Source organism: Microbacterium allomyrinae, from assembly GCF_020682705.1.
GTDB lineage: Bacteria > Actinomycetota > Actinomycetes > Actinomycetales > Microbacteriaceae > Microbacterium > Microbacterium allomyrinae.
Genome location: NZ_JAGTTN010000003.1, coordinates 19553 through 41802, shown reverse-complemented (window position 1 = coordinate 41802; position 22250 = coordinate 19553). Strand labels below are relative to the sequence as shown.

Below are 22250 nucleotides of genomic sequence, written 5' to 3'. Positions count from 1 at the left end.
TCTCCTTCTCGCCGTCGGCGATCGGCGATTGGAACGGTAGCAGAACGGCTCGCATGGGATGCGCATCTCCGACCTAATGTCCACAATTCCGTAACATTGGATCCAGAACAGGTGTGTTAGGATCCAACTATGGTCACGGCGGACGAATCGACGGAACGCACAGCACGTGTGCGGGCGATGACCCTGGAGACGGATGACGTCCTCGCCGTGGAGCTCGAGCCCGTCGACGGCCCGATCCCGGAGTGGGCACCTGGTGCCCACATCGATCTGCTGCTGCCGGACGCCCCCGTGCGCCAGTACTCGCTGACCGGCGAGCCCGGGGCCTCCCGGTACCGCATCGCGGTGCTGCGCGAAGAGCACAGCCGCGGCGGCTCGAAAGCCGTCCACGAGCGTCTGCGCCCCGGTGACCTCGTCACGCTGCGCGGCCCGCGCAATCACTTCGCACTCGAGCCTGCCCCCGAGTACCTGTTCATCGCGGGCGGCATCGGCATCACGCCGATCGTTCCCATGCTCCACGCGGCCCATCGGGCGGGCGCGCGCTGGCGCCTTCTCTATCTGGGCGCGACGCGCAGCCGCATGGCCTTCCTCGATGAGGTGATGTCGATCGGCTCCGGCACGGTCACCGTCGTGCCGCGTGACGAAGGCTCGCGCGCCGACCTGGCGGCCACGCTCACCGCGCTCCCGGAGGCGGCGGTGTACGCGTGCGGCCCCGAGCGGATGCTGACGGCTCTGCGGGAGCTGCTGCCCGAGGACTCCGGCCGTCTCCGCCTCGAGTACTTCGCGGCGCCCGAAGTCGAGTACGAGCCGGGCGGGGCGTTCTCGATCCGCCTGGCGCGAAGCGGACTGGAGCTTCCGGTGGAGCCGGGTCAATCGGTCCTGGAGGTCATGCGCAGCGGCGGTGTCGAGGTCCTCACCGACTGCGAAGAGGGCATCTGCGGCAGCTGCGAGACGCACGTCCTCGAGGGCGAGGTCGAGCACCGCGACTTCGTGCTGACGTCGCAGGAGCGCGCGCGCATGGACTGCATGATGGTGTGCGTTTCGCGCGCCGCGTGCCCGATGCTCGTCCTCGACGCATGACGAACTGGATACAATCACACCAAGATCGGATACCGAAGGGTAAGTCGCGATGCTGAAGCAGGAAGACAACGAGAAGATCACCCGTTCCGGGCCGGGAACGCCGCTGGGAAACCTGCTGCGGTCGTACTGGCAGCCGGCCTCCCTCGTCTCGGAGATGCCCGGAGAGCGCCCGGTGAAGGCCGTGCGGATCATGGGGGAGGACCTCGTCCTCTTCAAGAAGCGCGAGGGCTGGGGGCTCATCAGTCGCTACTGCGCCCACCGCGGGGTCGATCTCTCATACGGACGCCTCGAGGAGGACGGCATCCGGTGCCTGTATCACGGGTGGCTCTACGACGGTCAAGGACGATGCGTCGAGCAGCCCGCAGAGCCGGATCACAGTCAGTTCCTCGGGAAGATCCGCATCTCGAACTATCCGTGCGTGGAGAAGAACGGGATCATCTTCACCTACATGGGTGCGGGCGATCCGCCGCCCTTCCCGCACTACGACTGCTTCGTGGCGCCGGACGAGTACACCTTCGCCTTCAAGGGCCTGTGGGAGTGCAACTGGCTGCAGGGTCTCGAGGGCGGCATCGACCCCAGCCACGTGTCGTTCCTGCACCGCTTCATGCAGGAGGACCCGCGCGAGATGTACGGGCAGCAGTTCGCGGAGGAGGTCGAGGGCACCGGCAAGAAGCTCTCGATGCTCGTCGGCGAGAGCAACCGCCCCGACATCGAGGTCGAGAGCGCCGAGCACGGGCTGCGCGTCTACGCCCTCCGGCAACTCACCGAGGACATCAAGCACGTCCGCGTGACGAATCTGCTGTTCCCCAACGCGTTCGTCGTGCCGTTCGGCAACTCGAAGGTGTTCACACAGTGGCACGTGCCGATCGATGACGAGAACTCGTACTGGTACATGATCTGGTACGACTTCGCCGAGCCGACCGACAAGGACACGCTCCTTCAGCAGCGGCTGGAAGGCGTGTCGCTGCCCGACTACCGCCCGGTGCGCAACCGGAGCAACAACTGGGGCTTCGACCCGCAGGAGCAGAAGGAGCTCACCTACACCGGCATGGGGCTGGACATCAACGTCCACGATCAGTGGGCCGTCGAGAGCATGGGCACGATCCAGGATCGCACCGTCGAGCGCCTGGGAATCTCCGACCGGGCCGTGACGGCGAACCGCCGGATGCTCCTGCGGGCGATCGACTCCTTCGCCGCGGGAGGGGAGACGCCCTCTCACCCCGTGAGCGAGGAGCAGGCCGCGCAGCTGACGGGTCCGATCGCGATGGACACCGTCGCCGCGAACGACGCCTGGCAATCGCGCTGGGTCCAGCGCGAGCAGGAGCGACGGGACGCCTCACCGTGGGCAGGGCCGCGCGCGAACGTCGAGGAGCCGGTCGATGCGTGAGCGCAACGTCGACGAGCGACCCGTCGCGGAGAGCGGCGGCGGCGTCTCTGCGCGCCCGATGCTCGCGAAGGATCGCGAGGGCTATATCGGACGCCACGCGCTGTGGAGCGAGGCGCAGTATGCGGCCGCCGGTCAGATGCGGCGGGTCGTGGACGAGCTCGGCATCGAGATGGTGCGCTTCTCGTTCGTCGATCAGCACGGCGTGCTGCGAGGCAAGACGATCACGCGAGGCGGGATCGCCGCCTCGATGCGCTCCGGCGTCACCGCGCCGAGTTCGCTGCTGCTGAAGGACACCTCCGGGCAGTCGGTGTACTCGGTGTTCTCGGCGGATACCGGCGTCGGCGTCGACGGGTTCAGCGGCGCGGGCGACATCGTGCTGGTGCCCGATCCCGCGACGTTCCGCGTGCTCCCGTGGGCGTCGAAGACGGGCTGGATCCTGTGCGACGTCCATTTTCCGGACGGATCCCCGGTGCCGCTGTGCACCCGCTCGATCCTCCGCAACGAGCTCACCGCTCTCGCATCGCGCGGCTACGGTCTGACGGTCGGCGCGGAGCTGGAGTTCCATGTGTACCGCGCCGACGACGCCGACCTCACCGATGCGCATCTGGGCGCACCCGGCCGCCCGGGCGCCGCGCGCGTGACCGGGCCGACCACGCGCGGATCGCAGCTGCTGTACGAAGAGGGCCTCGATCGGATGCAGCCTCTCGTCGACGCGCTCTACCGGGGGCTGACGCTGCTCGATCTGCCCCTGCGTTCGATAGAGCTGGAGTTCGGCCCGAGCCAGTTCGAACTGACGATGGAGGCGGGACCCGCCCGGGAGATCGCCGATGCGATCGTGCTGTGTCGCAGCGCGGTGCGCCGGATCGCGGCGAGTCTCGGATACCACGCGACGTTCATGTCGCGTCCGCAGGGGACCGAAGGCGCGTCGACCGGGTGGCACCTGCACCAGTCCCTGACCGACACCGCGAACACCAATGTGTTCATGCCCGAGACGCCGGGCGCGTCGATGTCGCTGACGGGGGCGTCGTATCTCGCCGGGGTCCTCGAACACGCCCCCGCCGCCGCCGCCTTCACGACGCCGACGGTCAACGGCTACAAGCGCTACCAGCCGAATTCGCTGGCCCCGGACCGCATCGCCTGGGGCATCGACAACAAGGGCGCGATGGTGCGTGCCGTCGGCGGCTACGGCGATCCGGCGACGCGCCTCGAGAACCGGTCGGGCGAGCCGGCCGCCAATCCCTACCTGTACATCGCGTCCCAGCTCATCAGCGGCATGGACGGAATCGATCGCGGTCTCATCCCGCCCGCTCCGACCGACGACCCGTACAACGCGGTCGCCAGGGCGCTGCCCAGCTCCCTCGGCGAAGCGGTCGATGCGCTCGTCGCCGACGCGGCATTCCGCTCGGCGCTCGGCGACGTCGTGGTGGACTGGTTCGCGACGATCAAGCGCGCCGAGTTCGCCCGCTACCTGCGTCACGTCTCCGACTGGGAGCAGCGCGAGTACTTCGACATCTTCTGAACCGCCCGACCCCGATAGCGAGGAAACATGAGCATCAGAGCCGCCGTCCAGGCGCTCCCGACCTACGAGCCGTTCTTCTGCGCCGGCGAATGGGTGCCCGCCGCAGACCGTGAACTGCACGCGGTCACCGATCCCGCCACCGGCGAGGTGCTCACGACGGTGGCGCAGGCCACGAGCGCAGACATCGACGCGGCGGTCGATGCCGCCGTCGCGGCGCACGCCGACAAGCGGTGGCGGGGGATCGCCCCCCTCGAACGCGCGCGCATCCTGAACCGGGTGGCCGACCTCATCGAGGAGGACCTCGAGGACATCGCCATCCTCGAGACGCGCGACAACGGCAAGCCCATCGAGCGCTCGCGCGCCGACGTCGCCAATGCGGCGCGCACGTTCCGCCACTTCGCCGGGGCGCCCTCCCGCATCGGCGGGACCGTCGTGCCGATCGACGGCGGCGCGCACCACGTGTACACCACGATGGAGCCGGTGGGCCCGGTGGCGATCATCCTGCCGTGGAACTTCCCGTTCATGACCGCATCCTTCAAGGTCGCGCCCGCGCTGGCGGCGGGCTGCCCGGTCATCGCCAAGCCGGCTTCGTACACGCCGCTGTCGATCCTGCGGATGGCGCGCATCCTGGAGCGCGCCGGCGTGCCCGATGGCGTGGTCAGCGTGCTGACCGGCGACCGTCGCGTCGGCGCCGCGCTGACGGAGCATCCCGGCATCGCGAAGATCACCTTCACCGGTTCGACCGAGGTGGGCCGGACGGTCGCGCACGCGGCGGCCGAGGACTTCACTCGCGTCACCCTCGAACTCGGCGGCAAGAACCCGAACATCGTGTTCGAGGACGCCGACCTGGACGCCGCCGTGCTCACCGCGATGCGGGCATCGTTCGGGCACTCCGGTCAGATGTGCACCGCCGGAAGCCGGTTGCTCGTGCAGCGCTCGATCCTCGCGGAGATGACCGAGCGCATGGCGGCAGCGGTGCGAAAGGTCCCGATGGGCGACGGTCTGGACGGCGGCATCACCGTCGGACCGGTCGTGTCCGCCCAGCAGCGGGACAGCATCCTGGGATACATCCGCACCGGCGTCGACGAGGGCGCGACCCTCGTCGCGGGCGGGGGCACCCGCGAGCCGGGCTTCTACGTCGAGCCGACCCTCTTCGCCGACGTCACCAATGACATGACCATCGCGCGCGAGGAGATCTTCGGGCCCGTGGTCGGCATCATCGCGTTCGAGGACGAAGCCGACGCCGTGCGCATCGCGAACGACACCCCGTACGGCCTCGCGGCCGGCGTCTGGACGAAGGATGTCGGGCGCGCGCACCGCATGGCGCAAGCGCTCGACGTCGGAACGGTGTGGGTGAACACCTACAACGTGTTCGACCCCGCCCTGTCGTTCGGCGGCGTGGGTGTGTCGGGGCTCGGGCGCGACCTCGGCGAGGAGGGGCTCCGCGGATTCCTCGAGCCCAAGAGCGTCGTGATCGCGATTCCCGAGGCCTGACGTCCGCAACCCGCCGAAGGAGGAGACATGACAGACACCCCCACCGACCCCGCGCGCATCGTGGGCAACCCCGCGCTCATCGTCGTCGACATCCAAGGCGGCGCCGGACAGACCCCGCCCGACCAGGGCGGCATCCCGATCCTGATGACGGGCAGGGAGGAACGGCGTGCCCGGGTACGCCGACTCGTCGATCGATGCCGCGATGCCGGCATCCCGGTGGTGTGGATCCAGGAGGTGCACAAGCGCTCGCTCGTCGACATCGGCCGAGAGCTGGACGGCGCCGAGGGGTCGCACTGCATCGAGGGCGACCCCGACACCGAGATCGCCGCGTGGCTCGACCCGCAGCCCGAGGAGTTCGTGATCCGCAAGCGCCGCTACTCGGCGTTCTTCGGCACCGAGCTCGAGATCGTGCTGAAGGCCTACAAGGCGGACACCGTTCTGCTCGTGGGCGGTCTCACCGACGTCTGCATCCACTACACCGCGGTGGACGCCCATCAGCACGACTACCGGGTGCGGGTGGTCACGGACTGCGTCGCCGGATCGACGCAGCAGGCTCACGACAACGCGCTCGCCGCGGTGCACTATCTGCAGCGCGACGCCCTCGTCACCGCCGAGGACGTGCGCGGCTCGATCGACGCGCGCCTCGCCGCGGACGCCGTGCGGGTCGGCCCGTGACCGCCGCCGGGCTTCCGGGCGAGGTCGCCTACGTCGTCGTCGGCGGCGGCACCGCGGGCAACGTCGTGGCCGCCCGCCTGGCGGAAGCGGGGCACGCGGTGCTCGTGCTCGAGGCCGGGCCGGACTTCGGACCGCAGGGCAGCGCGGCGTGGCCCTCCGACCTCGTCGACGCGGCACGACTCGGCCGCTCGCACGACTGGGGGTACGACTCCGGCGCGACCTACCCCTGGACCGTGGGCTTCGACCGCGGCCGGGCCATCGGCGGCTCGTCCGACATGAACGGCTGCACGCAGACGTGGGGGCATCGCCGCGACTACGACGCGTGGGCCGAGGCGGGACTCGACGGCTGGAGCACCGGCGACCTCGTCCCCCTGTTCGAGGAGGGCATGCGTCGCATGCGGGTCCGGCTGTACCGGGCCGATGAGCTGACCCCGTGGCAGGACGCCTGGTACGACGCCGCACCCGCCGTCGGGATGCCGCGCCTCACCGACCTCAACAACCTCGACGAGTCGGCCGGGTTCGCGCCCGAAGCGGTCAACATCGAAGACGGCGTGCGGGTCAATTCCGCGTTCGCGTACCTCGACCCGGTGCGCGGACTCCCGAATCTGACCATCGCCGGCGACGCCCTGGTGGACCGGGTCGTCGTCGAGAACGGCCGCGCGACAGGTGTCATGGTCCGCCGCCATGGAGAGACGGTCATCGTGCGCGCGGGCACCGTCGTCCTCGCCGGCGGTGCCTACAATTCGCCCACGATCCTGCTCCGCTCGGGCATCGGACCTGCCGCGCAGCTCGCCCCTCTCGGCATCCCGATCGTGCAGCATCTGCCCGGTGTGGGCGAGAACCTGCACGACCAGCCCTTCCTCCTGATGAGCTGGGAGGGGTCGGACGAGATGGCCCGCGACATGCAGCGCGCGCGGGATGCCGGCTGGGCGCCCGACGAGCAGGCCATGGGCAAGGCGGCGTCGAGCTTCGAGACCGAGGCGTTCGACCTCCACTTCCTGCCCTACAGCCCGACGCATCTCACCGGTCGCAAGCGCTGGAGCGTGGGGCTGTCGGCGCTGCAGCCGCGTTCGCGCGGCTCGGTGCGCCTGCAGGACGCCGACCCCGAGAGCAAGCCGCTCATCGACCATCGCTTCCTCACCGATCCCGAGGGCGTCGACGTCGCGATCCTCGCAGAAGGCGCCGGGATGCTGCGCGAGCTCGCGGCTTCGCCCGCACTCGCACGTCGGGTCGGGCGCGAGATCCACCCCGGACCCGACACGCTCGAGCCGGCCGCGCTCCGCGCCCACCTCTACGCGAACCCCGACAACTACTGGCACCCCGTCGGGACGTGCCGCATGGGGCGGGAGGACGACGCGCTCGCGGTCGTCGACGCCCGCGCCCGCGTGCACGGCATCGAGGGCCTGCACATCGCCGACTGCGCGATCATGCCGACGGTGCCTCGCGCGACGACGGCGATGCCGGCGATCGTGATGGGGGAGAAGGTGGCACGGATGCTGCTGCAGGACGCTGAGGAGACGACCCGATGACCGCCACACCCTCGCTCTGGCCGTCGCCGAACCCGACGTTGTACGGCACCACGCACGCGGTCTCTTCGGGGCACTACCTCGCGTCTTCCGCGGCATTCGCCCTCCTCGAAGCCGGCGGGAACGCCATCGACGCGGGCTGCGCCGCGGGCATGGCCCTCGCCGTGCTCCATGCCGACGAGGTCAACTTCGCGGGCGTCGCGCCGATCATGATCCGCATGGCGGACGGCGCGACCGTCAGCATCGACGGACTCGGCGTCTGGCCGAAGCGCATCCCCGCCGATCTCTTCGTGCGCGAGCACGACGGCGAGATCCCGACCGGGCTCCTGCGCACCGTGACACCCGCCGCTCCCGATGCCTGGATCACCGCTGTGCGCGACTTCGGCACGATGGGCTTCGCCGATGTGGCGACGCCCGCGATGCGGCTGGCGCGCGACGGATTCGCGGTGCACCCGCTGCTGGCGGACGGCATCCAGAAGCGGCAGTCGGGCTATCGCAGATGGGAGTCGAACGCGGCGATCTACCTCCCGGACGGCCGTCCGCCGACGGTCGGCGAGCGGTTCGTCCAGACCGATCTGGCGCAGACCATCCAGCTCATGATCGATGCCGAAGCGGCCGCGGTGGCAGCGGGCGGCGACCGCATCGCCGGACTCGAGGCCGCCCGTGCGGTGTTCTACGAGGGCGAGATCGCGCGCCGGATCGTCTCGTACCACGAGGAGAACGGCGGCTACCTCGGTGCCGACGACCTCGCGGAGTTCCGCTCCCGCTACGAGGACGTCGTCGCCACGCGCTGGCGCGACTTCACGATCTACACCTGCGGTGCGTGGTGCCAGGGCCCGATCCTCGCCGAGGCGCTGCTGATCCTCGAGGAGATCGGCATCGACGGGATGCCGCACAACAGCCCCGAGTACGTGCACACGGTGATCGAGGCGCTCAAAGCGGTGTTCGCCGACCGGGAGCACCACTTCGGCGACCCCCGCTTCGTCGACGTACCGCTGGACCGGCTGCTCGGCGACTCCCACATCGCCGCCCGCGCCTCGGCGATCGATCCGCAGCGCGCGTACGACGGCCTGCCGCCGGCCCTCTTCGGCGAGAGCCAGATGCTGCCCGACGCGATCTCGGCAGACGAGGTGCGGCACATCGGCGAAGGCGGCACCAGCTACGTGTGCGTCGTGGATCGATGGGGGAACGCCTTCTCGGCCACGCCCTCCGACGGCGCGTCCACGTCGCCGGTGATCCCCGGCACCGGATTCGTCCCGTCGCTGCGAGGGCTGCAGTCGCGGCCCGACCCCCGGCATCCGTCCGGCGTCGGCCCCGGCAGACGGCCGCGTCTCACTCCCAACCCCGCGATCGCGGTGCGCGACGACGGCAGCGTCATGCCGTTCGGGTGCCCGGGCGGCGACATGCAGGTGCAGGCGATGCTCCAGGTGTTCCTCAACGCGTTCCATTTCGGCATGGACCTTCAGGAGGCGGTCAACGCGCCGCGGTTCTCGACCTGGAGCTTCCCGAACTCGTTCGCCCCGTTCGACTACCTCGCCGCTCACGTGTTCCTCGAGGACCGCTTCGACGAGGGGGTCTACGCCGAACTGGAGCGCCGCGGCCACGACGTGCGCCGATGGGCGCCGTTCACCCGGGACGCGGCGGCCGTCGAGGCGATCTACCGCAATGCACGGACCGGGTTCCTGGAGTCGGCGGCCGATCCGCGGCAGCCGGCGCAGGCGGTGGTCGCATGAGCGCCGTTGCGCCGGCGACCGTGTACGTCGCACCGATCGTGACGATGGATGCCGCCGCGCCCGACGCCGAGGCGTTCGCCGTGCACGGCGGGCGCATCGTCGCGGTGGGCACGGTGGACGCCGTGCGCACCGCAGTTCCGGATGCCGGCCTCGAGGAGCTCGACGGCGTCGTGCTGCCCGGACTCATCGACGCGCACATGCACATGGAGCGCGCGGGGCTCAAGGCGCTCGACTACGTCTCGGACGAAGACGACGTCGACACCTATATGCAGCGCATGCGGGACAGCTTCCACGATGACGGGCCCGAGGACCCGCCGTTCGAGGACCGGATCCGCGCGCTCGAGCGAGTCCAGCCGCTGCTGCACTCGCTCGGCATCACCGGCGTCATCGACCCCGCTGTGACGATCGACGAGATGCGCGGATACCAGGAGGCGCATCGGCGCGGACTGCTGACGATGCGCACCGTCGCGATGCCGTTCCTCGACATCGGGACGCCCCGCTTCCCCGACGTCGACGCCGCGATCGAGCATCTCGACGGCACCGGCGTCTCGACCGGCTTCGGCGACGACATGCTGCGCATCGGCCCCATCAAGGTGTACGCCGACGGCGAGGCGCTCAAGGGCCAGGCGCTGCTGGAGCAGCCGTGGGACGACAGCGGCTACACCGGACTGCAGCGCCTCTCGGACGACGACTTCACGCGCCTCGTCGAGTGGTGCGGCGCGCACGGCTGGGGCGTCGGCACGCACGCCGTCGGTGGCGGCGCGGTCGCGCTGCTGGCCCGCGCCTACGCCACGGCGGGCGACGCGGTCGCCGCGCGGCGGTTCCAGGCGATCCACGCCTACCTCGAGCCGGGAGACGCCGCGATCCGGGCTCTCGCGGAGATCGGGACGATCGCCTCGCTGCAGCCGTCGATCATCTGGCACAACGGGGCGGGTCTGCGCGCCAAGCTGGGGGACCGCGCCGAGAGCGCCAATCCCGTGCGCTCGTGGCTCGACGCCGGCGCCGTGCTCGCGCTCGGCTCGGACGGCCCGTTCTTCGCCTTCGACCCGCGCCACCTCATGTGGCAGACCATCACACGGCGCATCGCCGGAGAGGACGAGCCGTTGAGCATGGCCGAAGCCATCACGATCGAGGAGGCGCTGGCGGGCTACACCACCGGCGCCGCGTATGCGAGCCTCGCCGAGCGGGATCGTGGTGCGATCCGCGTCGGCATGCTGGCGGACTGGGCACTGTGGTCGGACGACCCCCGGACGGTCGCGACCGACGACCTGCGGACGCTCGCGGTACGACGCACCGACGTCGGCGGCCGCACGGTGCACGGAGGCGACTCGTGATCGAGACGGTGCTCGGCCCGGTCGCGCCCGAGGAGCTGGGCGTGGTGTCCACGAACGAGCACGTGCTCACCGACTCGCGGCATCTGCTGCGCCCCACGCGCGAGGGCGCCGCCCTGGAGGGGCCGATCCGGCCCGAGATCCTCGGCGACCTGCGGTGGAGCTGGATGTCGCTGGCCGACAACCTGACCCTTGACAGCGAGCCCGACGCGGTCGCCGAGCTCTCGGGGGCAGCGCAGGCGGGACTGGGCACCATCGTCGAGGCGACGTCGTGGGGCATGGGTCCGTCGCATGCGCGGCTCGCCGATATCTCGCGCGCCAGCGGCGTGCGGATCGTCGCCGCCTACGGCACCTACATCGACAAGACCCTGCCGGCGCCCTGGCGGGATCTCGCCGAAGCGGACGTCGAGCGCGCCTTCACGCGCGCGCTCACCGAGGAGGTCCCGGGCACCGGCTTCCGGGCGGGCCTTCTCGGGCTCATGGGCACCAGCGCCGAGATCACCCCCGCGGAGCGGCGTGCACTGCGTGCCGCGGCGCGCGCCGCCGCGGAGGCGGGGGCCGCGGTGTCCATCCGACTCGACGGCGCCGCGCGGCGCGGGCCGGAGGTCGCCGAGATCCTGACCGGACAGGGACTGCCGGCGTCACGCATCCTGTTCTGCAACATGGACAAGGTGCTCGACGACGACTACGTCCGCGACGTGAGCGACACCGGCGCCGTCGTGGAGTTCGCCTTCGGCAGCGAGCACCACTTCGCCGACCGCGCCCGCGATGCGACCGACACCGAGCGGCTCGACTTCCTGACCCGCCTCCTCGACGACCGCCCGAACGCCGCGGTCACGCTGTCGTGCTCGGTGTGGACGAAGGGGCAGCTCTCGCGGCACGGAGGCATGGGCTACGGGCACGTGGTGAAGCGCGTCGCACCGGCGCTGCATCGTCTCGGCGTCTCGGACGAGCGCCTCCACACCATGCTCGTGCGGACCCCTGCCGAGCTCCTCGACCGAACGGAGTACATCTCGTGACCAACACGCCGCTGCACTGGTGGAGCGCACGCGCGCTCGCCGACGGCATCCGCTCCCGCGAGATCTCCGCCGAGGAGGTCATGCGCGCGCATCTTGCCCGGATCGAGGAAGCCAATCCGCGGTTGCGCGCGATCGTGTCGATGATCCCGGAATCGGCTGCGCTCGCCGCAGCGCGCGAGGCCGATGCCGCGGTCGCCCGCGGGGACGAGGTGGGCGTGCTGCACGGTCTGCCCACTGCGGTGAAGGACCTGCTCGACGTCGAAGGGCTGCCCACCACCCACGGCTCGGCGGTGTACGCCGACGCTGCTCCCGCGACCGCTGACGCGATGGTGGTCGGGCGCATGCGGCGCAACGGCGCGATCATCATCGGCAAGACCAACACCCCCGAGGGCGGTCTGGGCACGCTCACCTTCAGCGCGGTGCACGACGTGTGCCGCAACCCGTGGGACCTCTCGAGGCACGCCGGCGGGTCGAGCGGCGGAGCGGGGGCGGCGCTGGCCGCCGGCATGCTCCCGATCGCGGACGGCTCGGACAGCGGCGGGAGCCTGCGCTACCCGGCCTCGTTCTGCAACGTCGTCGGAATGCGGCCGACGCCCGGCCGCGTGGCGAGTGGTCGCCTCGGCAACGGGTGGACCGCGCACGGCGTGCTGGGCCCGATGGCCCGCTCCAGCGACGACGTCGCGCTGCTGCTGGCGGGTATGGCCGGTGCCGACCCGATGGCGCCCATGTCGATCGCCGAGGACGCCTCGCACTTCGCCGACGTGGCCGCCGACGGGCCGCGCGGAGTACGGGTCGGCTGGAATCCGGATGCCGCCGGCGTGCCGATCAGCACGGAAGTCGCAGCCGTGCTGCGCGACGCCCGTGCCGCGCTCGTCTCCGCCGGTTACGAGGTGGTCGATCTCGACCTCGATGAGGCGCTCTCCGGGGCCGAGCGGGCATGGGAGACCATCGAGATGTTCAACTTCTACGCGTCGTATCGCGGCGAAGCGGAAGCTCACCCCGAACGCCTGCGCCCGGACCTGCTGCGCAACATCCGCCAGGGCGAGCGGGTGACGGCATCCGATCTCGCCGACGCGCTCGCCGTCCGCACCGAGGTCTACCGCCGCACCGAGCGTCTGTTCGACGACGTCGACGTCATCGTCACCCCGGCCACGCCCGTGGTCGCCCCGCCGGCCGAAGACGAGTGGGTGCGCCGGGTCGGCGACGTCGAATACGACCGCTACTTCCGCTGGCAGATGCTCGCCAACCGCATCACGGTGACGGCGCACCCGGTCGTGGTCACCCCCGCCGGCTTCAGCGGCGGGCTTCCGGTCGGCATGCAGGTGGTCGGCCGCAATCGCGGTGAGTTCGAGCTGCTCTCGCACACCGCCGGATTCGAACGGGTGCTCGGGCTCACCGCGCGCCACCCGCAGTCCTAGTCCACGCGCCGCCGCCCGCCGCCGCCCGCCGCCGATCGTGCTGATCGGCGGCGGGCGGCGTGCGCATGAGATCGCGAACTCAGGTGCCGGCGGGAACGGCCTCGAAGCTCAGCCACAGCTCGAAGCAGTTGTGGCGCGAGAGACTGGTGACCCCGACCGATGCGCGGCCCACCGATCCGACCTCGGGTCCGAAGACGTCGAGGAACAGCTCGGTGGCACCGGCGGCGACCTCGTGCAGCCGGTCGAACTCCGGTGAAGTCCGCATGAAGCAGAGCGCGCGCGAGAGCCCGGCGACGTTGTCGAGCGATCCGACGGCGAGACGGATCAGCCCGAGAGCCTGCGTCGCGGTGAGGACGGCGGCCTCGCGCGCCTGCGCCACGCTGATGTCGGCGCCCACGACTCCGGGATGGAGTCGGGTGCCTGCCCGGTCCTCGGGCGTGATCCCGCTGAGCTCGACGAGATCGCCGGTGCGGTGGAATGCCTTGAGCCCGCTTCCGTAGCGGCCGCCGTACGGCGGGTCGGTGTAGTCGGGGATCTCGAGTCCGAGCTCGCGGGCGCGCTGTTCCGGTGTCGACATGACGTCCTGTCCTCTGTCGGAGTGGGTGGGGGATCAGCCTATCTTCGCGGATCCGTTACGAATAGAATTGGATGCATTAACAACAGTTTGTATCCAAACCGAGAATCAGGCGATCGATCGTCGATCATGTCGATCCGATCATGGGGGAGCGCGATGGAGAAGACGGCGATGCAGCAGATGTCCCGGCCGCGGATCGTATCGGAACCCACCCAGCCCACCTATGTGCGGATCGATCGCGTGCCGGCGCTGGGGACGGCGGGGCTGACCGTCTCCCTCGTGCTCTCCGCGAGGCATCCGGGGGATGCCTCGCGAGGCGCCCAGGTGGCGCTGGCGTGCGCGGAGCACGCGGCCGGCTGGTCGCTCGGGCTCGACCCGTCGGGCCGGGTGTCGCTCGTCGTCGGCACGCGGCACGGCCCCGTCGCCGTCACCTCGGCGAACCGACTCGACGCGGACCGGCGCTACCGGGTCGTCGCGCGCATTCCAGGCGGACCGGGGAGGCTCGAGGTGAGCGTGCAGCCCGCTTCCGGGCCGGCCGGCACCGAGGTGGATACGGCGGGCGTCCGGGTCGGGGTGCCCGGTATCGCCTCACGCGGTCCGCTGCTGTGGGGCTGTCGGTCACTGTTCGACGGCGTTCGGCCCGAACTGCCCTTCGACGGAGTGGTCGGCGACGTGCGCCTGGCTCCCGGCGATGAGTCGCCGAACGTCACGGGATCGAATGTCGCCGCCGACGCGGAAGCGATGTCATGGGTCCAGGAAGTGGTCGTCGGATTCCCGGTGTGACGAAACGCTGCGGAAACACTCTCGACATTCAAACGGATCCATAAGAGAATAGATTGGATCCATGATGGATCCTCAACGCGAAGGAGCGTCCCGATTGCTCGTATGCACTCGTGCCCGCCGGCTCTCGGCGGTCGGGACGCTCGTGAATCCCGCCTCGCGCGGTCGATTCGCAGTTCGTTCGCGACTCGCTGCGCCCGCGGGCGATCCCACAGGGCTTCGCCATGCCCGCGCGGGCGTGGCGACCGCTTCGTCGGCCCGCTTCGCGGGGGTCTCGCCGCGGAATGTAACCCAAAAGAAACAAGATTGGATGCGTAACTCGTTAGATTGGATCCACGCACCATCCGACCTTCGTGAGCAGCGTCACCCGCTCCCTGCTCCCGACCGGCGCCGACCCGACGCCGACGCACCAAAGTCATCGAAGTCCTGAAAGGAATGAGCATGCGCAACAAGAAATCGCTCGCCGCAACCGCGCTCGTCGTGGTCGCCGGCATGGCACTCGTGGGCTGTGCCGCGAGCAACGCCGACGAAGCCCCGGCTGCAGAGACCGACACCATCAATCTCGAGCTCTGGTACGCGCCGGCGACGTTCAACCCGGCTCTGGCCTCGGCGACCTCCGACCTGCAGAACGCGCGGCTCGGGTTCGACACGCTGCTGCGCGCAGGGGAGGACGGCCTCATCGGAGGCCTCGCGACGGAGTGGGAGTCCGCGTCCTCGTCCGACTACACCTTCACACTGCGCGATGACGCCACCTGCGCCGACGGTACACCGATCACGCCGAGCATCGTCGCGGGGTCGTTCGAGTACCTCGTCGGGCTCGAGGATGCCGCCGCCGTGACCTGGAAGAACCAGGCCTTCGGCTCGGGATCGCCCACCTTCACCGCCGACGACGAGGCGGGGACACTTCAGATCGCCCTCAGCGAGCCGTACTCGCAGCTGCTCGGCGGAGTCTCGCAGCCGGGTCTCGGCGTGATCTGCCCTGCCGGGATCGAGGACCCGGAAGGCCTGGCCGCCGGAAGCGTCGAAGGCGCGTTCTCGGGCCCCTACACGCTCACCGAACAGCAGCCCGGCGTCAGTGTGAGCTTCACCCTGCGCGACGACTACGACGCATGGCCGGCATGGACGAGCGTCGAAGGCACCCCTGCGAAGACCCTCAACTACACCGTGCAGCCCGACGGCAACACGAGCGCGAACCTGCTCGAGTCCGGCGGCATCGACGGTGCGCGCTTCTACGACTCGAACGCCCTGCGATTCGCCGACGAGGACGGCTTCAGCACGGTGACGTTCGCCAGCTCGGCGTACAACCTCGTGTTCAACCAGACTCCCGGTTCGGGGTCGATCTTCGAGGGCAACCAGGAGCTTCGCACCGCCGTCGCACAGGCGATCGATCCGCAGGGGTTCAACGATGCGGGCCTGGACGGACTCGGTGAGACGCAGTACACCGTCAATTCGGCCGGGTACTCGTGCGCGCTCGAGGATCCCTCGCTGCTGCAGAGCTTCGATCCGGAGGCGGCGTCCGCCGAGCTGGCGGGCCAGACCATCCGGCTCCTCATCATGAGCAACTGGGATCCCGCGGCCGACTACCTCGCGGAGTCTCTCCGCGCCGCCGGCGCCACGGTCGAGGTGTCCGCTCCGGATCCCGCCGACTGGTCGTCGCAGATGCGCACCGAGCCGCAGAACTGGGATGTCGCGGTCGCCGCGGAGAACGCCGGCCCCGGCCTGATCCACCTGTCGATCGCCCGCTACCTCGGCGCAACCTATCCGCAGGGCGGCACCAACGTGGTCGGCGCGGACAACGCCGAGGGCGCCGCCTTCTTCGCCGAGGCGATGGAGTCGGCCGATGCCGACGAGCAGTGCGCGGCCTTCGAGTCGGCTCAGGAGACGATCCTCGAGCGGGTCGACATGATGCCCCTCATCACGGACACGCACCGGTACGTGACCCGTCCCGGCTTCGCCGCATACGTGTTCAACGGATACTGGGACCCGTCGGCGGTGCGAATCACGGGCTGACCGTGACCAGCTGCCCGGGCCGGAACAGACAGGAGACTCGAACATGAGCATCATCCCCATCGTGACCTCCATGCCGACCGGCCCGGGCGGCCCGCCCATCCCCGCCGACGGCCCCGACATCCCGGACCCGGGAGGCGGACCCCGTGCCGCCTCCCTGGCCGGAGCCTGGCGCCGGTTCCTGCTGCGCCGGGCCGCGGGGCTCATCGTCAACGTCACTCTGCTCGTGGTGGTGACCTTCCTGATCGTGCAGCTGATCCCCGGGGATCCGGCCACCGCGATCGCGGGAGAGAATGCCACGCTCGACCAGGTCGAGATGGTGCGCACGCAGCTCGGCCTCGACCAGCCGATCCCGGTCCAGTTCGCGAACTACATGATGGGCGTGATCCAGGGCGACTTCGGCGACTCCTACCGGTTCCGCGTCCCCGCGCTCGACGTCGTGATGGCGGCCGTGCCCTACACCCTCGCCATCACCATCCCCGCGGTTCTGCTGCTCCTCGTGGTGGGCATCGCCGTGGGCATGGCGGTCGGCGTGGCGACGCGCGCAGACCGCCGCCGCTTCCTCGGCACGTCGTTCAACGTCGTGACCGGGTTCATCTCCTCGGTGCCGGTCTACGTGCAGGCGACGGCCCTCGTCGTCATCTTCGCGGTCTGGCTCCGCGCACTCCCGCCGGCGTACTCGCAGGCGTACGACCTCAGCCAGGCCGCGATACTGCCGGTGCTCTCCTTGACGCTCGGCGGGGCCTGTGCGGTGGCCCGCGTGGTGCGGCGCGAGGCGGCGGTGATCCTCGAGCAGGACTACATGCGCACCGCCCGCGGCTGGCGGCTCCCCTCGCTCGCCCTCTATGCGAAGCACATGCTTCCGAATCTGCTCACGACCGCACTCACCCTGTCGGGCATCATCCTCACGGCGCTGCTGGGGTCGGCACTGATCACGGAGGCGGTGTTCGCCTGGCCGGGGCTGGGAGGCGTCATCGTGCAGGCCATATCGATCGACAAGGACTATCCCGTGATCCGTGCGGCGGTCTTCGTCATCGGCGTGATCTCGCTCGTCATCACGCTCGTCATCGACGTGATCCTCGGGATCATCGACCCGCGAACCTTGGGAGACTGAACGTGCCCGCGACCACCTCAGCCGTGCAGACGGCGGAATCCGCGCGACCCCGCGCCTTCGCGTGGAACGGAGGGCTCATCGCCGGTCTGGCGATGCTGGCCATCATCGCGCTCGTGGCGATCTTCGCCCCCATCTTCCTCGCCGACCAGGCGACCGGCCTCGGCAGCGGCCCACCCAACTCCGGCTCCACTCCCGAGCACCCGCTCGGCACCGACACGCTCGGACGCGACATGCTCGCGCGCACGCTGGTCGCCACGCGACCGACGGTGCTGATGGCGGTCTTCGCCACCGGATTGGCGGCGTTCGCCGGAATCGCGGTCGGCGTGGCGATCTGGCTGGCGCCCCGGCGGGTGCGTGAGTTCGGACTGCGATGCATCGAGTTCGCGGTGAGCTATCCGACCATGCTGGTCGCGATCATCATCGCCGCGATCCTCGGCCAGGGCATCCTGCAGGTCGTCATCGCCATCGCGGTCGCCAACACCGCGGGGTTCGCCAGGCTCACGGCGAACCTTGCCGCGCGCATCTCGACGAGCGAGTACGTCACCACGGCACGCCTGATGGGCGTTCCCACGCTGAGCGTCGCGACGAGGCACGTGCTGCCGAACATGGCCGAGCCCACGCTCATCCTCATCGCCGGCGCCTTCGCCGGCACCCTGGTCGAGATCTCGGGCCTCTCGTTCCTCGGGCTCGGCGCCCAGTCGCCGGCGTTCGACTGGGGCACGCTCCTCAACGAGGGGCTCAGCAAGATCATGGTGAACCCGATCGTGATCGTCGGCCCCGCCGTCGCCCTGACGTTCACGTCGCTGGCCGCACTGCTCGTCGGCGACGGTCTCGCGGCGGCCGCCAACCCGCGCTCGAACAGCACCCAGGCGCGACTCGTGCGCTCCTCCGAGGCGCCGTCCTCGGCGCCCGTGCCGGCGGACGCCGTCCTGATCGCGGAAGGCATCACCGTCACTCACGAGTCCAGCGGTCGCGAGCTCGTCTCGGACGTGTCATTCACGATCCGCCGCGGCGAGGTGCTCGGGATCGTCGGCGAGTCGGGCTCGGGCAAGTCGCTGACCGCCTCGGTGGTGGCGAGGCTGCTGGGCGAGGGACTGTCCGCCTCTGCGCGCCGGCTCGAGCTGGCCGGCACCGATCTGCTCGGAAAAGTCTCCGACCGCAAGCTCGCCTCGAGCATCGGGCTCGTCTACCAGGACCCCGGCACGTCGCTGAACCCGGCCCTGCTGCTGGGCAATCAGCTCACCGACGTCCTGCGCCTGCGTCTGGGGCACACACGTCGAAGTGCCACCGCGAAGCTGCTGTCGGGATTCCGCGATGTGCGGCTCACCGATCCCGAAGGACGGCTCCGCCAGTACCCCCACCAGCTGTCGGGCGGCATGAAGCAGCGGGCGATGATCGCGTCCGCCATGAGCCCCGACCCCGATCTGCTCATCGCAGACGAGCCGACCACCGCGCTGGACGTGACGGTGCAGCGCGAGGTGCTGTCGGTGCTCAAGCGCATGAATACCGAGTCCGGCACCGCGATCCTGTTCATCTCGCACGATCTCGGCGTGGTGCGGGCGCTGTGCGACCGCGTGCTCGTCCTGAAGGACGGCGAGATCGTCGAGCAGATCGACGACACGAAGCATCTCACGGACGCGAAGGTGAAGCATCCGTACACGAAGCGTCTTCTCGCAGCGACGCCAGTGGTGTCGCTGCCGGACCGGCGCGTCCAGAAGGAGGTCGGCGTATGACCGGGCCCATGGTCGACGTCCGCGGACTCGACGTCTCATTCGGATCCGTGCAGGTGCTGCACGGAGTGGATCTCGCTGTCGAGCGCGGCAGCACGGTCGGGATCGTCGGCGAGTCGGGGTCGGGCAAGTCGACGCTCGCCAAGGTCCTCGTCGGGGAGGTGCGCCCCTCGGCCGGACACGTGGTCGTCGACGGCGACGACCTGATGGCGCGCCACAGGGCCACGCTCCGGCGGCACCGCCGGCGTACGCAGATGATCCCGCAGGACCCCTACTCATCGCTGTCCCCGCGGCGCACGATCGCGCAGACTCTGGCCGAGGCCATCGATCCGGCTCATGCACGGGTCGCGCGCCACGAGGAGCAGATCGCCTCGTGGCTGAAGCTGGTGGGTCTGCAGCCCGAGATGATGCACCGCTACCCCCACGAGTTCTCGGGCGGACAGCGCCAGCGCATCGCGATCGCGCGCGGGCTGGTGATCGAGCCGGACGTCGTCATCGCCGACGAGATCACATCGGCGCTCGACGTCTCGGTGCAGGCGCAGATCCTCGACCTGCTCGCGGAGATCAAGGAGACGCTCGGCATCACGGTGCTGTTCATCTCGCACAACCTCGCCGTCGTGCAGCGCGTGAGCGACGAGGTCGTGGTGCTCTATCAGGGTCGTGTCGTGGAATCCGGTCCCGTGGAGCAGATCTACGCCGACCCGCAGCACTGGTACACGCGCCGACTGCTCGACGCGGACCCGGGCTCGCCCGGCTTCGCTCTCGTGAGCTGATCGGTGGTGCGCGCACACGCCCGCCTGCCCCTCACCCCGATCGCGGAGGGGAGGACCACGTTCCGGGGCGCGACGCTGATCGACGGCGTAGCGGCGACCCCGGTGCCCGACTCCGAGGTCGTCGTTCGCGACGGCGTCGTGGAGTACGCGGGCCCGCGCCGGGCGCTCGCAGCCGACGATGCCGGTCGCATCGTCGAACTGTCCGGGACCTGGCTGATGCCCGGTTTCGTGGACGTGCACGTCCATCTCGCGATGGTGCCGGCCCCTCCCGAGCAGCAGCGCGCCTGGTTCCCCGAGGAGGCCGTGCTCGAGGTCGCGGCGCAGCTGCGCGCCACGCTCGAGGCGGGTGTCACGACGGCGCGCGACCTCGATGGACTCACGCCCGGGTACCGGCTCGCGGTCCAGAACGGCACCGCGATCGGGCCGCGGCTGCATCTGGCGATCGCGATGCTGTCGCCGACGGGGGGCCACGCCGACCCGTTCCTGCCGAACGGGAGCCTGCCCGCGTGGGCGGTGCGCGCGGGGATGCCCGAGCCCGGCCTCGTCGACACCGACGACGACGTCGTCCGCACGGTGCGGCGGCTGATCCGCATGGGAGCCGATGCGATCAAGGTGTCGACATCGGGCGGATCGGGATCGCCGACCGACGAGCCGGAGGACGTGGGCATCACCGAAGAGCAGGTGCGCCTGATCTGCCGTCTCGCCGACGAGCGCGGGCGGCGCCCGGTGACCGCTCACGCCCTCACCGACGCCGCGGCGCGCGCCGCCGTGCTCGGCGGCGCCGGCAGCATCGAGCACGGATACGACCTCTCGGACGACACGATCCAGCTCATGATCGATCGCGGCACCGTGCTGGTGCCGACGCTGAGCACCCTCATGCGCGAGATCGGTCCGCAGGTCGCACCCGAGCGGCGGCGCGAGCGCGAGCGGATGCGTGCACGGGGCATGGACTCGGTGCGACGCGCGATCGCCGCGGGCGTGCCCGTGGCTCTGGGCACCGACGCGGGAGTCGTCCCGCACGGAGCGAACCTGCGGGAGCTGGCCCGCCTGGTCGACGCCGGGCTGGCGCCGATCAGGGCGATCCGTGCCGGCACGGCCGTGGGTGCCGACCTCCTGGGGATCGGAGACCGGGTCGGGTCGGTGGTCGCCGGCAAGATGGCCGATCTCGTCGTGACGGATGCCGACCCGCTCGCCTCGATCGAGCGACTCGGCGAGCCCGGCGCCGTGCGCATGGTCGTGCAGTCGGGGAGGGTCGTCATCGACCACGACAGGCGATCCGCCTGAGGCGCGCCCTCATTCCCGGCGACGGCCGTGGCCGCGGTCTCGATGTCGGCGGCCGCGGCCGCCTCTCACGCCGGGGCGAGTGAGACGGCTGCGCGCGAGACGAACGAGCTGACGGCCTCGGGGGCCGCGAGCGGCACCGAGTGGCTGGTCGCGACTTCTTCGATCGTGGCGTCCGCCCGCGCCGCCATGTCGCGCTGCGCCTCGGGACGCAGATGCTTGTCGAGCGTCGCGATCATGTACCACGCGGGCTTGGTCGCCCACGCGGGCTCTTCGGTGGGCTGAGTGAAGATCGCGTCGGCGCTTGGGCGTCGCCGCGCGCTGCGCGCCTGCATCACGTGCTCGGGCACATCCCACGAGAGCGCCAGGCGGGCCTCCTCGCTCTCGACGCCGATCCACTCGCCGTCCGCTCCGCGTGTCATGAATCGTGCGACCTCGGCGGGCTCGTAGCGGGTCACGATGCCGTTCACCGTCTCGCCCTCGGCGGGAGCGAACGCGGCGATGTAGACCACGCCGCGGACGCGGTCGTGGCGCCCGGCGTTGGTGATGACGGCGCCGCCGTACGAGTGCCCCACGAGGAGGACCTCGTCGTCGGCGGCGTCGATCAGCGCGCGCACCGCGGCGACGTCGTCATCGAGGGACTGCAACGCATTGTCGGCGACCGAGACGCCGAAGCCCGCGGACTCGAGCAGCGGTGCGACCGTGCTCCAGTCGAAGTCGGAGCCTCCCATGCCGTGGACCAGGACGATGTGCATCGGATGCCTTCCTTGTGGATACAAAACAGACGATAACGGATCCAACAAGGATCCACC

18 protein-coding genes are annotated in these 22250 nt (G+C 70.3%); 16 read left to right on the top strand and 2 right to left on the bottom strand.

Annotation, left to right across the window (positions count from 1 at the left end; all coding sequences use genetic code 11):
- Positions 1-129: 129 nt before the first annotated feature.
- The 10 genes from KEC57_RS09950 to KEC57_RS09905 are packed head-to-tail and all read left to right on the top strand — an operon-like array spanning position 130 to position 13179.
- A complete protein-coding gene (locus KEC57_RS09950) occupies positions 130-1077 on the top strand; it encodes a PDR/VanB family oxidoreductase (protein WP_229384467.1) in 948 nt (315 codons plus the stop codon).
- A 49-nt stretch (positions 1078-1126) separates the two neighbouring features.
- Positions 1127-2464, top strand: coding sequence for a Rieske 2Fe-2S domain-containing protein (locus KEC57_RS09945; protein WP_229384466.1), 1338 nt, complete (start codon positions 1127-1129; stop codon positions 2462-2464).
- The gene (locus KEC57_RS09940; RefSeq protein ID WP_229384465.1) at positions 2457-3983 is read left to right on the top strand and encodes a glutamine synthetase family protein; all 1527 of its coding nucleotides are present in this window, start codon (positions 2457-2459) and stop codon (positions 3981-3983) included. The genes KEC57_RS09945 and KEC57_RS09940 overlap by 8 nt, the downstream gene beginning before the upstream one ends.
- Before the next feature lie 27 nt (positions 3984-4010).
- Positions 4011-5477 carry an aldehyde dehydrogenase family protein gene (locus KEC57_RS09935; protein ID WP_229384464.1) on the top strand — a complete coding sequence of 489 codons (1467 nt, stop codon included), beginning with the start codon at positions 4011-4013 and terminating at the stop codon, positions 5475-5477.
- Between the two features lie 27 nt (positions 5478-5504).
- Complete coding sequence (locus KEC57_RS09930; protein WP_229384463.1) at positions 5505-6152, top strand: cysteine hydrolase family protein; 648 nt, start codon at positions 5505-5507, stop codon at positions 6150-6152.
- The gene (locus tag KEC57_RS19095) at positions 6149-7681 is read left to right on the top strand and encodes a GMC family oxidoreductase (RefSeq protein WP_229384462.1); all 1533 of its coding nucleotides are present in this window, start codon (positions 6149-6151) and stop codon (positions 7679-7681) included. The genes KEC57_RS09930 and KEC57_RS19095 overlap by 4 nt, the downstream gene beginning before the upstream one ends.
- The gene (locus tag KEC57_RS09920; RefSeq protein ID WP_229384461.1) at positions 7678-9411 is read left to right on the top strand and encodes a gamma-glutamyltransferase family protein; all 1734 of its coding nucleotides are present in this window, start codon (positions 7678-7680) and stop codon (positions 9409-9411) included. Before KEC57_RS19095 ends, KEC57_RS09920 begins: the two co-directional genes overlap by 4 nt.
- Entirely contained in the window at positions 9408-10745 is a 1338-nt protein-coding gene (locus KEC57_RS09915) for an amidohydrolase (protein WP_229384460.1), read from the top strand. The genes KEC57_RS09920 and KEC57_RS09915 overlap by 4 nt, the downstream gene beginning before the upstream one ends.
- A complete protein-coding gene (locus KEC57_RS09910; protein WP_229384459.1) occupies positions 10742-11761 on the top strand; it encodes a phosphotriesterase family protein in 1020 nt (339 codons plus the stop codon). Before KEC57_RS09915 ends, KEC57_RS09910 begins: the two co-directional genes overlap by 4 nt.
- The gene (locus KEC57_RS09905; RefSeq protein ID WP_229384458.1) at positions 11758-13179 is read left to right on the top strand and encodes an amidase; all 1422 of its coding nucleotides are present in this window, start codon (positions 11758-11760) and stop codon (positions 13177-13179) included. Before KEC57_RS09910 ends, KEC57_RS09905 begins: the two co-directional genes overlap by 4 nt.
- Positions 13180-13258: 79 nt before the next feature.
- Here the strand turns inward: KEC57_RS09905 and KEC57_RS09900 are convergent, their stop codons facing one another.
- Positions 13259-13756: a RidA family protein gene (locus tag KEC57_RS09900; RefSeq protein WP_229384457.1), complete on the bottom strand. Its 498-nt coding sequence runs from the start codon at positions 13754-13756 to the stop codon at positions 13259-13261.
- A gap of 168 nt (positions 13757-13924) precedes the next feature.
- Between KEC57_RS09900 and KEC57_RS09895 the strand changes: the two genes are divergently transcribed.
- The 6 genes from KEC57_RS09895 (at position 13925) to KEC57_RS09870 (ending at position 21441) form a co-directional block, all read left to right on the top strand.
- On the top strand, positions 13925-14536 hold the full coding sequence (locus KEC57_RS09895; RefSeq protein ID WP_229384456.1) for a LamG-like jellyroll fold domain-containing protein: 612 nt from the start codon (positions 13925-13927) through the stop codon (positions 14534-14536).
- Between the two features lie 438 nt (positions 14537-14974).
- Positions 14975-16543 (top strand): ABC transporter substrate-binding protein, encoded by a 1569-nt coding sequence (locus KEC57_RS09890; RefSeq protein ID WP_229384455.1) that lies wholly within the window; start codon positions 14975-14977, stop codon positions 16541-16543.
- A gap of 43 nt (positions 16544-16586) precedes the next feature.
- Entirely contained in the window at positions 16587-17654 is a 1068-nt protein-coding gene (locus KEC57_RS09885) for an ABC transporter permease (protein WP_229384454.1), read from the top strand.
- Between the two features lie 2 nt (positions 17655-17656).
- Positions 17657-19387: a dipeptide/oligopeptide/nickel ABC transporter permease/ATP-binding protein gene (locus KEC57_RS09880; protein ID WP_229384453.1), complete on the top strand. Its 1731-nt coding sequence runs from the start codon at positions 17657-17659 to the stop codon at positions 19385-19387.
- Entirely contained in the window at positions 19384-20157 is a 774-nt protein-coding gene (locus KEC57_RS09875) for an ABC transporter ATP-binding protein (protein ID WP_229384452.1), read from the top strand. Before KEC57_RS09880 ends, KEC57_RS09875 begins: the two co-directional genes overlap by 4 nt.
- A gap of 6 nt (positions 20158-20163) precedes the next feature.
- A complete protein-coding gene (locus KEC57_RS09870; protein WP_229384451.1) occupies positions 20164-21441 on the top strand; it encodes a metal-dependent hydrolase family protein in 1278 nt (425 codons plus the stop codon).
- Between the two features lie 65 nt (positions 21442-21506).
- Here KEC57_RS09870 and KEC57_RS09865 read toward each other — a convergent pair whose 3' ends face one another.
- Positions 21507-22193 (bottom strand): alpha/beta hydrolase, encoded by a 687-nt coding sequence (locus tag KEC57_RS09865; RefSeq protein ID WP_229384450.1) that lies wholly within the window; start codon positions 22191-22193, stop codon positions 21507-21509.
- Between the last annotated feature and the right edge of the window lie 57 nt (positions 22194-22250).

What these genes read in the sequence shown, in the direction of transcription:
- KEC57_RS09950 (WP_229384467.1), top strand. Translation starts at nt 130, where the DNA reads ATGGTCACGGCGGACGAATCGACGGAACGCACAGCACGTGTGCGGGCG.
- KEC57_RS09945 (WP_229384466.1), top strand. Translation starts at nt 1,127, where the DNA reads ATGCTGAAGCAGGAAGACAACGAGAAGATCACCCGTTCCGGGCCGGGA.
- KEC57_RS09940 (WP_229384465.1), top strand. Translation starts at nt 2,457, where the DNA reads ATGCGTGAGCGCAACGTCGACGAGCGACCCGTCGCGGAGAGCGGCGGC.
- KEC57_RS09935 (WP_229384464.1), top strand. Translation starts at nt 4,011, where the DNA reads ATGAGCATCAGAGCCGCCGTCCAGGCGCTCCCGACCTACGAGCCGTTC.
- KEC57_RS09930 (WP_229384463.1), top strand. Translation starts at nt 5,505, where the DNA reads ATGACAGACACCCCCACCGACCCCGCGCGCATCGTGGGCAACCCCGCG.
- KEC57_RS09920 (WP_229384461.1), top strand. Translation starts at nt 7,678, where the DNA reads ATGACCGCCACACCCTCGCTCTGGCCGTCGCCGAACCCGACGTTGTAC.
- KEC57_RS09915 (WP_229384460.1), top strand. Translation starts at nt 9,408, where the DNA reads ATGAGCGCCGTTGCGCCGGCGACCGTGTACGTCGCACCGATCGTGACG.
- KEC57_RS09900 (WP_229384457.1), bottom strand. Translation starts at nt 13,756, where the DNA reads ATGTCGACACCGGAACAGCGCGCCCGCGAGCTCGGACTCGAGATCCCC.
- KEC57_RS09895 (WP_229384456.1), top strand. Translation starts at nt 13,925, where the DNA reads ATGCAGCAGATGTCCCGGCCGCGGATCGTATCGGAACCCACCCAGCCC.
- KEC57_RS09890 (WP_229384455.1), top strand. Translation starts at nt 14,975, where the DNA reads ATGCGCAACAAGAAATCGCTCGCCGCAACCGCGCTCGTCGTGGTCGCC.
- KEC57_RS09885 (WP_229384454.1), top strand. Translation starts at nt 16,587, where the DNA reads ATGAGCATCATCCCCATCGTGACCTCCATGCCGACCGGCCCGGGCGGC.
- KEC57_RS09875 (WP_229384452.1), top strand. Translation starts at nt 19,384, where the DNA reads ATGACCGGGCCCATGGTCGACGTCCGCGGACTCGACGTCTCATTCGGA.
- KEC57_RS09865 (WP_229384450.1), bottom strand. Translation starts at nt 22,193, where the DNA reads ATGCACATCGTCCTGGTCCACGGCATGGGAGGCTCCGACTTCGACTGG.